This window comes from Paraburkholderia sp. RAU2J (genome assembly GCF_003634845.1).
GTDB classification, from domain to species: Bacteria; Pseudomonadota; Gammaproteobacteria; order Burkholderiales; family Burkholderiaceae; genus Paraburkholderia; species Paraburkholderia fynbosensis.
The window spans coordinates 62,753-78,254 of the sequence record NZ_RBXG01000003.1 but is presented as its reverse complement, the minus strand read 5'-3'; the positions used below and the strand labels follow the sequence as shown (position 1 = coordinate 78,254).

Here is a 15,502-nt window from a genome sequence, read left to right as displayed (position 1 = left end):
CGTCTGCGGCGGCTACGCCGCCTCCGACTCCTCACTACCGGCCAAGATGAATGTCGCTACACCGGACGCAATCATTGTCGCCCTCCAAACGCGGTTTCTGACTTGAAGCTTGTCGTAAATGACACAGGAAACCTGTCTGACATGTCCCTCGGTGACGTTAAGCTCTCTTGCGATCTGTTTTCCTGACAGGCCACCTGCAATGCAACGCGCCACGTCCCACTCTCGTGGGGAGAGTCCAAGATGATGCTGATTCCGGATAGCTGAAGGCGCTTGCGTCGGGCAGGCAAAGCGCATCAAGACTTCTTCCGGAATCCAGAGTTCACCTCCTAAAATCCTGCTCAGTCCAATGAACATTTTTTTGTGTGCGCCTCCCTTCAAAATGATTCCTCGAGCAGCGTAGTCACGCATGCACATTCGCAAGATTTCAACTTCATCATCGTTTCCCGGAGCGAGTCCCGTGCAGACGACCACGGGAACATTGGATGGATTGCCGGCCTGGAAATGTTCCAGCGTCGTCGCGCCACGGTTCTCACCGTCCAGATTGAGATCCAGGAATACAAGGTCTGGGGGAGGTGCCTTGCTCATTTCTTCAAGCGCGCTGGCAAGCGTGAATACGGGTGTGACTTCGATTGGGACTACGCTCAACTCCGATGCGTGTGTTTGGACATATTCGGAAAGAGCAACGCAGAGAATTTCGTGGTCATCGACCCATAGGATTTTCATGGCCGCTTCCCTCCTCAATACCTCAGAGAAAAACAATCGATTACGCGCTACGTTTGTGCGCGGCACCGCTTGATAGCTAACTTGAACACAGGCATTCTCCGAGCGTCGAAATTCGTGCCTCAAGCGCCGCAGTATGCGCGTGCCCCTGACTTCGGGTCGACGGGATCGAGGCAGTTTTGGCCGTTTGGCGCTGCATTCGCACGGAGGCTGGTGGCACACGCGATGAGGCTCGGATAAACGTCGCCCCGCAGATTGGCGTGCCGTAGCCGCCTTAGCATCCTTGCCGTGCACGCCCAGGCATGGAACGCCGAGGGGTAAGTTAATGTGGCGCGCTCTCGGGCGGCGCCGCAGCAGCGTCGACAGCATCGCGCGATCGCGCAAACCTTTCAGAGTCGTCATCGCCTGCTTCGCCTCGTTGAGGGTCTGATTCTTGCTTTACGCGACCGGGCCGGTGGCGCGACATATCGAAGAGCATACATCGCGTTCTGGAAGGGAGGAACATCACAATGAGAGCCCAACACCCTGTCAACGGAACTCACATTTGGTCGGCGTTTGCGGGAACGCATCATTGTCTCGTCCCGGAGATCGCCTTTGCGGGCACGCCGATGGAAACCGTCAACGGCGTGACGCCGACGCCGGAAGGCAGCGGGTTGCTCGCGCAGTGCAACCTCCAGGTGACCACCTCGGACAATCGAGGTCCCGCTTCCGCGCACGGGGTTCCACAAACTGTCGCGGTCAAGCCAAGCGCGCAGCCTCGGCTGCGCGTCGCGACTAGCATACGACTCCAAATGGTCCTTATTAACTGCCCCGTAAGCCGGCGCTGTGGTCGCCTGGCGTCGAACGACTGCAACTAGTTGAGAGTACGCATCCGCTGGAAGTGAACGTGACATTCGCGGTTATAGGGATCCGATTGGCAGGAAGGTGACCTGAAGCTGCCTCGTGAACCATGAGGCTTGAATGTCGGGAATGGCCGTGTTCACGCTCGTCGTCCGGCAGGGCTCGGCCACGAGCGAATACCGGCAGAGTCTTGGAATCGCGGCATAAATCAGTCCAGGAATTTGTCCGCACCCCCTTCTGGGGAAATTACGGGCGGCATTGACAGTCCCTCAACGATCCACGTCGCGTTCATGCTACCAGGGATAGAAGCCCGAACCTACTGGCCGAGGAACGCCATCGAACATGTCGCCGAAAGGTGGGCCGATCGCCAAGCGCACGCCCGGTTTGTTGACCGCCTGGTCGCAGGTTTGACTACAGCACATATTCAGGAATGCGGCATAACCGCCGTGCCGCTTCGGCATAGAATCCTCTGAGGAGGTTCCAGTTATGGCAGCTATCAAGCGCATCGATCCGGGCCATCCCGCCTATCAGGCCGCGCCGCACAGGACAACCCGCTACCTGCGGAGCACGTTACGTTGACGGCCGGCTCCAGGAAGAGGCTGCGCCCCTGTGTGCCTCATTTCAAGGTCGGGCGCGGCAAGGTCGGCGTCGGTGGCGTCAGGTTGTAGGCCGCCTGGGTCAGGAGGAACCACTGCTCGACCCGCTCGCGGCCACGATACATCGCCTGACGAATCCGGCCTACCGTCTTGCTCCAGCCGAAGACCTGCTCGATGCATTTGCGCTTGCGCTGGATGATGGCGTAGCCGGCCCAGCGTGTCGTGCGACCGTCAATCGCTGAACCACCTCCGCGGCCGTCGTTTTGCGCCACATGCGGCGTCACACGATTGGCGCGGCAACTCGCCACGAAGCCCGCCGTGTCATAGTTTTTCTCGGCCCCAACAGGATCCCAATCCTCGAAACTTGGCGCCTGCGGCATTGTAAACACAGCAGGGGGCCAGGCGGGTAGGATGCGGGTTGTTGTACTGCTTGCCAGTTCACGATCCATCTCCGATTTTTCTGAAGACGGACGACCTTCACGGTTTTGTCACTTCCAGACAGGGCTACAGAGCAGACCATGGACACGATCTACTCGATTTCTGACAGTTTCCGATTCTCTCTCGTCCTCATCAAGCCGACCCATTACGACGACGACGGCTACCCAATCCAGTGGCTCCGCTCGGTCATGCCTTCCAATACACTGGCCTGTATGTATGCGCTCGCTGATGACGCGCGAAAGCGAAAGTTGCTGGGCCCTGGCGTCCATTTTGAGATCGAAACATGCGACGAAACCAACCAGCGGGTGTGGCCAGAGCGCATCATTCGTGACCTGAAGGCAAAGGGCGGGAGATCGATGATTGGTCTGGTCGGTGTGCAGTCGAACCAGTACCCGCGCGCACTCGACCTCGCCCGCCAGTTCCGTGCCGCAGGCTTGCCGGTTGCGATCGGTGGCTTCCACGTTTCTGGCTGCATCTCCATGCTGCCCGAGATGCCCGCTGAACTTAAGGAAGCACAAGCAATGGGTGTGGCGCTCTTCGCTGGGGAGGCCGAGGAACGGCGTCTTGATGAAGTCCTTCTCGACGCGTGGAATGGTGCAATGAAGCCCTTGTATAATTTCATGGACACGTTACCCTCGCTCGAAGGTGCTCCCCAGCCCATCTTGCCGCGCAAGCATATCGAACGCACGGCAGGTACCTATACCTCGGTTGACCTCGGTCGTGGTTGCCCGTATCAGTGCTCGTTTTGTACCATCATCAACGTGCAGGGGCACAAGAGTCGCTTTCGCACCCCCGACGATCTCGAGAAGATCATCCGCGAGAACGCAACGCAGGGCATCGACCGGTTCTTCGTCACGGATGATAATTTCGCACGCAACCACGACTGGGAGATCCTTCTCGACCGCGTAATCGAACTTCGGGAAAAGGAAGGCATTCACTGCGGCTTCACGATCCAGGTCGACACGCTCTGTCACAAGATTCCAGACTTCATCGAGAAGGCAACGCGCGCGGGTGTGCGTCGCGTGTTCATCGGGCTTGAGAATATCAATCCCGAGAATCTGATCGCGGCCAAGAAGCGGCAGAACAAGATCACCGAATACCGCGCCATGCTGCAGAAGTGGCGCGCCCACGGCGCGATTACCTACGCTGGCTATATCATCGGATTCCCGGCGGACACGAAAGAATCGATCCTGCGCGACATCGAGATCATCAAGCGTGAATTGCCAATCGACATTCTCGAATTCTTCATGCTCACCCCACTTCCGGGCTCCGAGGATCATCAGACGATGATAAGGAACGATGAATGGATGGATCCGGACATCAACAAATACGACACCAACCACCGGGTCACGCACCACCCGAAAATGTCGGACGCTGAATGGGAAGAAGCGTATCGGTGCGCCTGGAGCGCGTTCTACTCGTACGAGCACATCCGCACGATCGTCAAGCGGGCAGCGCAGATCCCGAACGGCCGACCGAAGACGATCATGCGCACAATCGCCTGGTTCAGACTGATGATCGAACACGAGGGTGTGCATCCGCTCGAAGGGGGAGCCCTGCGGATGAAACACCGCCGTGACCGCCGTTGGCGGCTACCGGTCGAATCGCCGCTTCGCTTCTATCCGCGCTACTGGAGTGAGACCGCTGTCAAGGCGACAAAATATCTGCGCTTCTACCTCAGGACAGAGGCTATCCTCAGGGAAGTCGTGAAGGCACCGGAACGTTACGCCTACACGGATATCGCCATCACGCCGCTGCAGGAAGAGGAGTTCGAGCAGCTTGGACTCTTTCACTCCACGAGCGGCGGCGAGGCAGCGCTGGCTGTCCACCACCGGCGTATTGCCATCCGGTCATCGGGCCCATCTGCAGCGTGATATCGTTGACAATGTCATCCAGTTTTCCTAGTACACATGCGACACGAAACAGTAGATCAGTCTTGTCGCGGTAACAGCACGAACGACTGGTGTACATTGGCGGATTCAACCGGTGGATGCAATAGTTTGCTGGAACCGTTCGGCGGGCGTCTCGTAGTCCAGCGTCTTCCTTGGACGCTCGTTCAGTCGCCTTGCCACAGCGTTGAGTTTGGCCTGCGAATACATTGACAGGTCGGTGCCCTTGGGGAAGTACTGCCTTAACAACCCATTTGTATTTTCGTTCGAGCCGCGCTGCCATGGATGCTGGGGATCGCAGAAGTACACCTGGATATCAGTGGCCACGGTGAAGCGTTTGTGCCCGGCCATCTCCGTTCCCCGATCCCATGTCAGCGACTTATAGAGCTCCTGCGGCAGTTTGGAGGCGTGTTTGATGAGTGCATTGGCGACCGTCTCGCTATCCTTGCTGGCTATCTTCACGAGCATGACGTAACGCGTCTGGCGTTCGACGAGCGTCGCAATCTGGCTGCTGCCGCTGCCGCACAGCAGATCACCTTCCCAGTGGCCCGGTACCGCACGGTCTTCAACGCTCGCGGGGCGTTCGCTGATCGATACTGTGTCCCGAATCCTGCCGTGATCGTCCGTCTTCTGTGTGTGATGGCGCGAACGGCGCATGGCCCGGGTGCGCCGCAAGTGCTCCAGCAACTCCTTCTTCAAGGCACCACGGGCCTGTATGAAGAGAGTCCGATAGATGGTCTCGTGAGACACGTGGTAGTCCTCGTCGTCTGGATACACCCGCCTGAGCCATCCGGCAATCTGCTGCGGTGACCACTGCAACTGAAGCTTGCCTGCCACGATGTGCGCCAGCATCCGGTGCTCAGCCAGTTTACAGGCTTTGGGGCGCTGCGCGCGATCCCATGCGAGCTGATCGGCGTGGCTTGCCCGATAGCCGTTTGGTCCGCTGTTACGTTTGATCTCACGACAGATGGTGGAAGGCGCTCGTGAAAGTCGCATCGCAATTGACTGGGTCGATTCATCAGCCACAAGCCCTCGCGATATCTCTTCGCGCTCCTCCAGCGTCAATGCCAATCTCGATCGATGCCTTTGTGGTGGCTGGATCCCGCCTGTCCCAGCCAGAATCCCCTGGACCGACGAGTGATTACGATCAAAAAGCTGGGCGATCTTCTGCAGAGATTCGCCCTTGCGCCAACGCTCCCACATCAGTGCTTTCTGCGCCTCACTGTAATAAATCCGGCGTCGCTGTTTCATTTGCAACACTCCCACTGCTCACGCAGCTTCTAGTGTGTTGCATCCACCGGTTGAATCCGCCATTCGTAAGCTGCCGTAGATTAGCTCCGGAATTGAAGGGCAGTTCAGGGTCGCGTGCTGCCGACCACCGCCGTCGAGGAGCAAAGCGGGAAACTTGCACTTTGCATCGGACAGCACCCGGCCAGGAGCCGTCGGTGGTTGATCACGGAATGCACACCTCCGATTGTCCGGAATCCTTCGGATACTGTTGAAAAAATCGCTGACCGTCTCTGTCGCGAGGTTTTCAGGGGTCTTCTTACCCTTAGCCGGCACGCGCGAGCGGTTTGTAGGCCGATCTGAGAGGTCGATTTTCGCGCAGGAGAACTGATAAAATCACACGGCAACTTTTTCAACAGTATCCTTCGTAAAGGAGACATTCGCAGAGGTTAGCGTGGCAACGTTCGGTCGAAGCGGCCGCTTATGCCTTTCCAGTTGCGACCACTCGAAAATGTCCGCTTCGATGCAATTCGAATAGATGCTTTCAACCATCGCTGCCTTGGAAAGCAGACCTTAAAGCAAGCTTTCCGCCGACGGTTCTATTCTTCGTATGGGGGCGAGTCGCTTTCCGTTTTATTCTCACGCCGATACGTTTGGTTCGCCGTGCATTGATAAGGAAAACGAGGACTATGTGTGACGTTCAATCGCCGGGCGCTCGTAGAAAATACCGTCTCACCACGATCGGGACATGAGGTTCTCGCTTCAAGGCTGAACCTCATATGGTGGACATGTGGACAGGCGCTGATCGTCTACCGCACGGCCGACGGTGAAGTGATACAGGCTTTGCCAGGTGTGATCCTCCACGCCGAGCAGTGCGTGCATTTCATCATCGAAAAAGCAGCCAATCCCTGTCGCGCGCACGCCGGCGGCTTCGGCTTCGAGATAGAGCGCCTGGCCAAGAATGCCGCATTCCCAGAACAGATGGCGATAACGCCATGGCTGCTTCAACGCGATTCCGAATCCCGCGATCATCCCCAGCGCAAAGCAGGAATCGGCGCCGATATCCTGGTGGCAGCAAATCGACTTTGCCGTGGCGCGCAAATCGTAAGGCAGTAGAAGATAGAGCGGCAGATGATCGGGGCCGGTCTTTTGCCACAGCCATTCTGGACGTAGAGACCGCTTGAGATCCGGCAGTGCGCCCGGATTTCTCACGAACATATACAGGCCCGGCTCCAAGTCGTCCACCCGGTGCACCATTAGCGCTGCATGCACTGCTGCAGGAGACACCAGTGCATTCCACGGCGGCGTGCCATGACATGGCAACAAGCACGCCAGCATGTTGAAAAACGCCGCCTTGGTGATACACGTCGTACCGTCGAAATTCACCGCGCTGCGACGCTGCCGCGCGATCCGGGCAAAGCTGAGATCAAGGGCGGGTGCCGCGGGAGACGGATGCAGCTCCAGATCCGGCAAGGTTGGATCGCGAGTACGGGCCTTATGCGTGGCGCGATGGATCGAATCGATATCCGGCCACTTCACATGTCCCGGACTCAGCTGATTCGCGCGTCCGTGCCACTGTGCGCTATGCAAGGCGATCAGCATGCGCTCAAGATCAGGCCGCGATTCGGGGTTGCCGATCCAGAGCAAGGCATCCGGCGCCTCTGCTTCTGCCTTCCCGAAATCTTCTCCGCGGTTCAATCCAAGCAGGTTGGCGACTGCGTCGTCCGCAGCAGACTCCGCCAGCCGCGTCTGCCAGCCAAGCGCTGCCGCTGCGTAACTCACCGCGGCGATGACATGGCCGCAATCGTGCTGGCAGTAGCGCCAGGCGCGCATGCCGTATTTCCACGCCTCGCGCCAGGGGATCGAGCTTATACCGATCAGGACGCCACTTTGCGGGAACGCCTCGCTCCATCGTTCGTCATCCACTGCAGCGCGACATTCAAGGGAATGGTTCCGGCTCAGGTAATGGTAGACCCCACCCGACAAGCCGGGCAGAGTCGGACACAGAAGATAGCCCTCGGTCGGATGTAGATTTCCGCTCGAAGGGTTGCAGCGCAGTGCCCACCGCTGGGTGCCGTAGGATTTCCACGCCGACAGGCCGAGCGAAAGTTCGAACAGGATTGCCAGACTGGAAAGATCGAATCTGCGCGCGGTCGGCAAAGCGCCGCAGCGCAGTTCGTTGTAGCGTGTAGTCAGGCTATCCGCGGCTAACGGCAGACCAATGCGCGGTGCGCCGTGAAACGCCCGGAACGGATCCGGTTGGGTTGCCCAGTCGAGTTTCCCGGGGCCAGGGGCGTAGCCGCTGACGCGATGCTTGCTGCGCTCGTGATATTCAAGCATCGCATACTTTAACCGGTCCATATTCCCCTCAGGCCAGGAATATCCGCACATGCGGCTGTACAAAACCGGCTCGCTGGACGTTGGGGCGAAGTCGTCATCAAGTCGTGGAATCGAATGCGCTTCGGCAAACTGCTATTGCGTTCGGCGCCTCCTGTGCGATGCCCCGGCAATCGGGTTGTCTTCACAAAAGCCGGGGGATGTTTCCCGCGCTTAGGTCACCCTTCAGGTATCTTCGAAGGTATTCGGGACCGCCGACTTCAAAAACTCGTGGCCATCCCAGGTTAGCCGCCAGTCGCTACCCATCGAGCGGACCAGATTTGCATCGGCCAGCAGGTTCAATTGATACCACACACCCCGGTTCGAAACATCGAACGCATCCTTGAGCGCGCTTTCAATGTCAAATTCGCTGAGGTGCGGGGATTTGTTTTCCTCGAGAGTCTTCAATATTGCGAGTGCCAGATTCATATCGCGTTTCACGATCTCCTCCTGTCGCAGATAGGACATACATCGAAAGGGCGCCACGGGTACAACGTCCGCGCAATCGATGTGATTCCGGGTTCCCAACAGGCTCATGCCACGGTCCGAACGCGTAGGGTGAATTTCAACACCAGTCGCGAGCGCTGCCTGGGATTCAACGCTTCGGTCCCCTCATACCCTCGGTTTCCATCGCAGCATTCCGCTCTTCGCAGGCTTCAATGGGTTCCATGGTCTCGTCGATGGAAGCTGTCGCGCGTTCTGTGGCCGCCTTCGTTTCGTCGACGGTGGAACCGAGTCCTCCCTCGTCGTCGCTCGGAGGCTGCAGCATGTCTCGAAGCATGGCCTCCAACTCCGGCGTGCCCCACGGCGCGCCATGCTGCTCTCTTTTCTTTATGTAGTGCCTGACTTCTGCGTCCTGCTCCGGCGTCAGGGGAAGACCGCGAAATGTGCTTTGGGGGGTAGCGTCGGTCATGGTATTGCTCCGGAATTTATCCCATTTTGAGTGTAGCCCTGTTGTGGCCAACGAGCCTCTGCTATCGGTCTGCGCATGGACTGATCCGTCCATTCGCATCGGCTCGTCCAGCGAGCGGACGTCGCAATCGGCACAGATACGAGCCCCGGGCGCTTTGCGCACCGATGCAAATTGCGACGGGTCATGAAGGATGGCAGGAACTATGACAAAACTGTTCGGACAGTTTTCCTTCGAGCGCGTGCACAAAAGCTGTACGCTGGTGATTCCCGACTGCGACAGGATCGGACCCAGATGAGCGGATGGCATTCGGCTTTCACAACCTCAGCCGCAGCTATGACGCACTGCGTAACGTTCTGGGGTTATGACAACGTCGTGAAGGGGACCACGAATATCGGTGTCGGACAGACGGGAGGGCGGAAGATGCGACTGATCGAACCGGATGAACGCCAGGCTTTCCTGGCGACCTTGCAACGCAAGGGACTGGCAGAAGGTGAATTCGAACTGCTGGAAACGGATACGACTGACCCCAAGGGCGACGAGAACGTCGGCCTGCAGGGATATGTCACCGTAACGAGACTCTCAACACAAATTGCGAGGGAATATCCCATCGGCTTCGAAACCGGTTGGGTGCAGCATTTCAGACAGGATCTCGAAGCTGGCGTCTTCGATAACCCGGAATGAGATCCCGCTGTTGCGGCGAACTCTCCGAGCGGAGCAAGCAGGTATGGCGAAGTGGAAGCCGGATCAACGGTGGGGGAGGGAGTGATGTGGCCTTATCGATCCGGAGCGATGCGGGCGGCCTTGATCAGTAACCCCAAGCATCCCGGAGCCCAATGCGCCTACGCGGCGGTCTTGACTGGTGTCAGCGTGGCCCTGCCACGTCGCTCCCTGCAATCGCACAGGTGACCGTCCGCTTACGGGGCGTCGAGTTCGAGCGTCCGAAACTGTGGCCGATAATTACCGCCTCCACCAAGCCAGATCATGATGTCCTCATACCATTCGCGGCGAACCTTTCCACAAGCTTTTGTGCGACGCCACAACGCTCGCCGCACCTTCATGCGGTATCAGATATAGACTGAATTTGACTTGTATTCAGGTTGCCGCATCGAGTGTCCCGAACGTGTGCGGAACGCGTGATTCAGAATCAGCGGAGGCGCAAATGGCGACTGCAATTATTACCCCCCGGAATGATGGCCCGTACCACATCAAGGGCGACTTCAAGATTACCACTCAAGGCGGGAAAAACATTGAGGTGGATAAGGACGAGGTCTGGCTGTGTCGATGTGGCCACTCGCAGAACAAGCCATTCTGCGACGGTTCGCACAAAAAGTACGAGTTCAAGAGCAATCTTGACGAACAGCCGCAGGAAGGTCAAACACCCTGATGCATCAGGCGCTGTCGACAAGTTCGGCGCGGGCTTCGCACACGCGTCAAGGCCGTGCATTGTCCCAATGAGACTGTGCGTGGTTTCACGCTGCCCGAGCGCGCGCAGGCATACAGGAAAAGCAGACGATGGGGGACGCGAGTGTCGCGGACATCGCTAACCGGAAGGCGCGTTCTTGCAGTGCTCGTACTCTGCATAGGTGTTACGTGCCTGGCAATCGGCGCGCCGCTGCTGTTCGAGTTGTCAGTGATCAGCCGTGCCATGAGCGATTTTCGGCTGGATGAGGCGGTCGAAAACGCCCGAATTTCCCGTGGCGAAAAGCCTGCTATCGAGGGTCTCCTTAACCCGCCATACCTGAAGCGATACGGCCTGGACCTGAACTTGTACGTGGACAAGCACGGCCGTTTTTTGCCAACAGGCTCTGATTGGCAACAATGGGGACTTCGGACAAAGGCGGCGGCGACTGTGATGTGGCTGGGTCATGATCCGCCCGGGACATGGTGGACCTTCGGTCAGATAAGGTGCGTCGATCGCTTTTACGAAGCTTATGGCGACAGCGAGCCGATTGTCGATGTCGCTGATGCTTGCCTCGGCGAGCCACATTGAGCAACGTATGTGCAATCGGGGAGGCGCGGCCGAGCAAGAAGATCGGGACTTCACAAAATGAGCTAGATATCGCGCGCTTCCGGGACAAAACATGTCGCTGAACTCGCGCTGAAGATCGCCGGCTAGCGCCACCAACTCGACCGCGCACGTCTCGCCCGAAACCGATCGAACATCACCCGCATCCGCAAGGCCCGCCCCCCTTTTTCGTGTCCGCGGGATCCGTTCGTGGTTCTCGAAAGCGGACAGACAGCGCATCATGTAAGGTGGCACGCGGTTGCAATCGGCAACCGGCCTGAATGGCCGATGACTTGCCGGCAGGCACCAGGGGACGAATGTCTGTTTCACCTTGGTGAGCTGCCGTAAAGGTCACTCCGGGTCGAAGGGCAGCTCAGGGTCGGGTTGCGTCAGCCCGCTCTTCAAATGCATCGCCGGAAAGCGGCCAGTGGAATTCCGCTTCCCGGAAGCGACCAGTCGGCAGTGCGTCTCCCGACCCGATAGCTGCCATCGGCCTGGCCGCACCGAGCGCCCGGAAGTGGACGCTCATCCGGTCGAGTAGCGGATGGCGGCCAACCTATTCATCGTGAAGCCCCCGTCTGGTGACGCGTGCGGTCTGTACCGCGTTCAAAGCTGCGACCACCCGCCGTCAACCGGCAGTTCGGCACCATTCGTGAAGGTCGCGTCGAACGCAAGGAATAGGACGGCCTTGGCGATTTCCTCCGACGTCCCGAAGCGCTTCATGGGAATAATGCCGACGGTGTGCCCCTTGACCTGTGTACGCATCTCTTCCGTAGGGAACACCTTTTCGAGGATGCCCGTGTCGATGGGGCCGGGCGACACCGCGTTTACGCGGATCTCCTGAGGAAGCAGCTCGGCGGCAAGCACCCGGGCGAATGACCGCAGCGCAGCCTTGGCGGCTCCGTATGTGGCTTGGCCCGGCAGTCCCTTGACGTTGGCGACGGAGGTCGTGAGGACGACAGCGCCTCCCCGATTGATCAGCGGCGCGAGCTTCTGGACCGCAAAAAAGGGGCCCTTGGCGTTCAGGTTGAACATCTCGTCGTAGACGGCCTCTGTCACGTTCGCGACAGGCGTTGGAATGCTGAACCCGGCGTTGACGAAAAGCAGGTCGATGGTGTCGAACTCGGCCTTTACCTGAGCGGCGAGGGCGTCGATGTCGGTCAACGACCGCGCGTCGCTCGAAACCACGATGGCGTTCTTTCCAATCTCTTTCTGCGCCGATTCCAGGCCGACCTTCGAGAGACCCGTCACCAGTACGCGCGCATCTCCATCGAGGAGCATCTTCGCCGTCGCGAGTCCCATGCCGCTCGTGCCGCCGATAATTACCACCTTTTTACCTTGATACCGTTTCATGTGTATTCTCCTTGCGAGGTTGGGGTTGTTTTGCAGATTTTGAACTGTTTTGTAAAAAAATAGACGTGATGGCCGTGTCAAGGATATTCGAACTATTTAATTCAAAATACTGTAACCGCCGGGTGGCTTCTGTTCTTTGCTCAAACTGCTGTTAATCCGCCATCGACCGGAAGGTCGATACCGGCGATGAAGCTACTTTCGTCCGAGGCAAGAAACAGCGCCGCGGCGGCGATCTCTTCCGCGCGGCCAAAGCGGTTGAGCGGGGTCATCGAAGTGATCTGCTTGCGGGCTTCGGCGGCGGCATCCTGAGAAGGGTATTGATCGTTGAACATCGGCGTTTCGACGGCGCCGGGGCTTAACACGTTGGTTCTGATCTTCCGATCTTTAAGCTCGCTGGTCCACGTCCGGGCTAGTGACCTCAGCGCCGCCTTGGTGGCGCTGTAGGTGCTGCGGCCCGGTAAGCCTTTGTTCTTTCCGGCGGACGCCACGAGGATGATGGAGGCTCCGTCATTCAAGTGGGGCAGAGCCTTTTGAACGGTGAAATAAGTGCCGCGGGCGTTGGTGTTGAATGTATTGTCGAAATGCTCGGGCGTCGCCTCGGCGGTCATCGTTTTTTCAACGAAGGCCGCGCTCGCAAAAATAACGTCGATCTTGCCCTTCTTCGCGACGGTTTCGTAGAAGCGGTCGAGGTCATCGAGCTTTGAGATGTCGGTCTTTACGCCGATGACGTTCCTGCCGATCCCCGCGACGGCCGTTTCGAGTTCGGCCTGGCGGCGACCGGCGATGAAAACGTAGGCGCCCTCTTCAACGAACCTCCTGGCAGTCGCGAGGCCAATACCGCTGGTGCCGCCCGTGACGACCGCAATCTTGTTTTTCAATCGTGACATTTTGGTTTCCTTCTCGTTTGAGCGCAGAGCCCGGTGGCTCTCGTGATCGCTTAAGACAAGTTGACGCCAGAGACGTTGACGACGGCCTGCCACGCGGCTTCTTGATTAGCGCCATCGTGGAGGTGTGGGTGGCGCTGCGCCTCAATTGGGCCTGTGAACTTCCCTTGAGCCGAGGCGAAGAATTGCCCTGAGACGTCGGTTCCGAACTCCGACGCCTGGAGGTACCGACGGGCCGCGGTCTCCGGCGTCTGATTCATGCCGGGAATGAAGTTCGCGATTGGGATAAACAGATACTTCAACGCCGGGCCAGCGTTTCGCACCACCTTGGTGTCGGTCGCCGCACCGGGCGAGACAGCGTACACGGCCATGCCGGAGGGTAGCCGGCGCGCCAGTGCCGCGACCCACCAGGCGATAATGAGCTTCGCGTCGGCATACGCATTGTTGGGCACGTACTTCACGTTCGGCCCGTTGCGAATCAGGGCTTCCATAGCAGCGGTCAGGTCGCCCTGGTGGTATTTGGCAGCGAATGCGTCCACGTCGGTGTAGCGGAACAGGGGTACGCCCCCTCGGGCAGGTTCCGCGCCGGCGATAACAATCCGCGCGTTGGGGCTCAGCAGGTTGGCGCGGAGCAACCCGACAGTCAATTGATGATGGCCAATGAGCGGGGCCTGAGAAGCCTCGACGCCCGCCGCAGTGATCACGCGCGCCTTGCCAGGGACCATCCCGGCATTGAGCAGTAGGAAATCGATCGGCCGACCTCGCTTGACCAGTTCGGCGAGGGCGGACTGAACGCTGGCGGGCGTGTTCAGATCCAGTTCCAGCGGCGTGAAGACCTGTCTTTTGGTCTCCGCCGCAAGCTGTGCGGCCGTTTCCTGGGTTGGAGCCAGGCTGCGCCCGGTGATGATGATTTCGCGCCAGCCCGCTCCGGCAAGAAGGCGGGCTGCCGCATGACCGAGCCCGGAGGTGGTGCCGGTTACGAGAGCGATCGAATGTTCCAAGGGCGTCTCCGTGGTAAATGGTTAAGGTCGAGTCGTAAGGCCCCGCGAGGCTGGGACCAACTTGCTAATTTAGAACTGTTCAGTTATATATTGGTGCATTAACAGGTGTCAAGGAGTTTTAAACTAAATGGTTCATAATCTCCCTGTGCCGCGTGGACGGCCGCGCAGCTTCGACGAGATAGACGCGCTGGAAAAGGCGACCCAGGTGTTCTGGTCGAAAGGCTATGATGGCGTCACGATCGACGATCTTGTCGCCGGGATGGGCGTGGGACGGCCGAGCCTGTATGCCGTCTTCGGCGACAAGCGGACGATATTCTTGCGCGTCCTTAAGGCGTATGCAGAACGGAAGGGCGCAAGAGCCGCGAAGGCACTCCTCTCGGCACAGAGTCTTCGCGACTCGATCGCGGGCTTTTTGAGGTACGCCGTCGAAAGTGCGACCGAGAAAGGGTCCGCCCGGGGCTGCCTTATGGTGTGCGTCGCGCCGCTTGTGAACGACGCTGAGGTTCAGCGGTTCCTGCAGAGCGCGGTCGCTGGCGGCACGGCGCTAGTGGAGCGCCGTTTCCGGGACGGGATCAGCGCGGGAGAAATTGCATCTGACTTTCCCGTAGTCGCGCGCGCAACGCAAGTCACGGATTTTGCTCGTGGCCTGACCATGCGTGCGCAGATAGGCACGCCGCGCAAGACGCTCCTGAAAGATGCTGACGAAGCGGCCGACCTAGTGCTCTTGCCGCGGCGTGGAAACGCGGGGTCAGAAAGTTGACGCCGACGTTAAGGGGCGTTGCGGAGCAGTAGGCTTTGGTAGTTGCCGCTCCGCGCGCCCCTCAAACCCGATCAATCGTTTCCCGTTTCGGACAGGATGGATCACCTTGATTTGGAAATCGAAGCCTGTAAGCCAGTTGGCCCCAAGCGCGGTCCCTCTCGGGTGGCGATTCACGGCAGTATGAGTTGATCATGCCCTCTCGAAATCGTTGCGCGCAATCTCGGCAACTGGAAACCGCGCGGCATCGCACGGCTTGTCTGTGATAACTCCGAATCACCTCAAGATGCTGTTGGTCGTGCTGCAGAACGACTGCCGCGTCGTACACCTCCATCTGCCGCACAATGGTCTTCTTCGGCTTGACCTCGAAGTGCCAGTCGGAAGCTCCCCTACCAGGCAAATTCGTCACCTCAATCTTCGTTCAACGTCCGTTGTAGCGGCGCATGCTCGTGTCCGATGAGACTTCCAGGGTTCCGTGCAGGCGACTCCGAAGCGGCCCTTCA

General features: G+C 58.7%; 13 protein-coding genes and 1 pseudogene. 5 read left to right on the top strand and 9 right to left on the bottom strand.

Going from position 1 to position 15,502, the window contains the following annotated elements; all coding sequences use genetic code 11:
* Window positions 1–12 precede the first annotated feature (12 nt).
* Window positions 13–723 (bottom strand): response regulator transcription factor, encoded by a 711-nt coding sequence (locus B0G69_RS41165; protein WP_158609010.1) that lies wholly within the window; start codon window positions 721–723, stop codon window positions 13–15.
* Window positions 724–2,176: 1,453 nt separating this feature from the next.
* Window positions 2,177–2,500: pseudogene (locus tag B0G69_RS31810) on the bottom strand (transposase); the annotation flags it as partial.
* A gap of 174 nt (window positions 2,501–2,674) precedes the next feature.
* Between B0G69_RS31810 and B0G69_RS31805 the strand changes: the two are divergent.
* Window positions 2,675–4,468, top strand: coding sequence for a radical SAM protein (locus B0G69_RS31805; RefSeq protein ID WP_121324034.1), 1,794 nt, complete (start codon window positions 2,675–2,677; stop codon window positions 4,466–4,468).
* A gap of 105 nt (window positions 4,469–4,573) precedes the next feature.
* On the opposite strand, the gene B0G69_RS31800 is transcribed toward B0G69_RS31805, so the two are convergent.
* From B0G69_RS31800 to B0G69_RS31785, 4 genes are all read right to left on the bottom strand, one after another.
* Window positions 4,574–5,734, bottom strand: a complete 1,161-nt coding sequence (locus B0G69_RS31800) for an IS30 family transposase (RefSeq protein WP_121324033.1) — start codon at window positions 5,732–5,734, stop codon at window positions 4,574–4,576.
* Between the two features lie 738 nt (window positions 5,735–6,472).
* Window positions 6,473–8,071 (bottom strand): SagB/ThcOx family dehydrogenase, encoded by a 1,599-nt coding sequence (locus B0G69_RS31795; protein ID WP_121324032.1) that lies wholly within the window; start codon window positions 8,069–8,071, stop codon window positions 6,473–6,475.
* Window positions 8,072–8,272: 201 nt separating this feature from the next.
* A complete protein-coding gene (locus B0G69_RS31790; protein ID WP_241991576.1) occupies window positions 8,273–8,527 on the bottom strand; it encodes a DUF2513 domain-containing protein in 255 nt (84 codons plus the stop codon).
* Between the two features lie 154 nt (window positions 8,528–8,681).
* The gene (locus B0G69_RS31785; protein ID WP_121324031.1) at window positions 8,682–8,999 is read right to left on the bottom strand and encodes a hypothetical protein; all 318 of its coding nucleotides are present in this window, start codon (window positions 8,997–8,999) and stop codon (window positions 8,682–8,684) included.
* A 420-nt stretch (window positions 9,000–9,419) separates the two neighbouring features.
* Here B0G69_RS31785 and B0G69_RS31780 point away from each other — a divergent pair, with 420 nt between their 5' ends.
* From B0G69_RS31780 to B0G69_RS31770, 3 genes are all read left to right on the top strand, one after another.
* Window positions 9,420–9,680: a transcriptional regulator gene (locus tag B0G69_RS31780; protein ID WP_121325050.1), complete on the top strand. Its 261-nt coding sequence runs from the start codon at window positions 9,420–9,422 to the stop codon at window positions 9,678–9,680.
* Between the two features lie 478 nt (window positions 9,681–10,158).
* A complete protein-coding gene (locus B0G69_RS31775; protein ID WP_121324030.1) occupies window positions 10,159–10,383 on the top strand; it encodes a CDGSH iron-sulfur domain-containing protein in 225 nt (74 codons plus the stop codon).
* Between the two features lie 180 nt (window positions 10,384–10,563).
* Window positions 10,564–10,989: a hypothetical protein gene (locus B0G69_RS31770; protein WP_241991575.1), complete on the top strand. Its 426-nt coding sequence runs from the start codon at window positions 10,564–10,566 to the stop codon at window positions 10,987–10,989.
* Window positions 10,990–11,610: 621 nt separating this feature from the next.
* Here the strand turns inward: B0G69_RS31770 and B0G69_RS31765 are convergent.
* The 3 genes from B0G69_RS31765 to B0G69_RS31755 all read right to left on the bottom strand — a co-directional run bounded on the left by B0G69_RS31765 (window position 11,611) and on the right by B0G69_RS31755 (window position 14,242).
* On the bottom strand, window positions 11,611–12,357 hold the full coding sequence (locus B0G69_RS31765; protein WP_120294497.1) for an SDR family oxidoreductase: 747 nt from the start codon (window positions 12,355–12,357) through the stop codon (window positions 11,611–11,613).
* Window positions 12,358–12,497: 140 nt separating this feature from the next.
* Window positions 12,498–13,244 (bottom strand): SDR family oxidoreductase, encoded by a 747-nt coding sequence (locus tag B0G69_RS31760; RefSeq protein WP_121324028.1) that lies wholly within the window; start codon window positions 13,242–13,244, stop codon window positions 12,498–12,500.
* Between the two features lie 50 nt (window positions 13,245–13,294).
* Complete coding sequence (locus B0G69_RS31755; protein ID WP_121324027.1) at window positions 13,295–14,242, bottom strand: SDR family NAD(P)-dependent oxidoreductase; 948 nt, start codon at window positions 14,240–14,242, stop codon at window positions 13,295–13,297.
* Between the two features lie 127 nt (window positions 14,243–14,369).
* Between B0G69_RS31755 and B0G69_RS31750 the strand changes: the two genes are divergently transcribed.
* The gene (locus tag B0G69_RS31750; protein WP_121324026.1) at window positions 14,370–15,002 is read left to right on the top strand and encodes a TetR/AcrR family transcriptional regulator; all 633 of its coding nucleotides are present in this window, start codon (window positions 14,370–14,372) and stop codon (window positions 15,000–15,002) included.
* Window positions 15,003–15,502 lie beyond the last annotated feature (500 nt).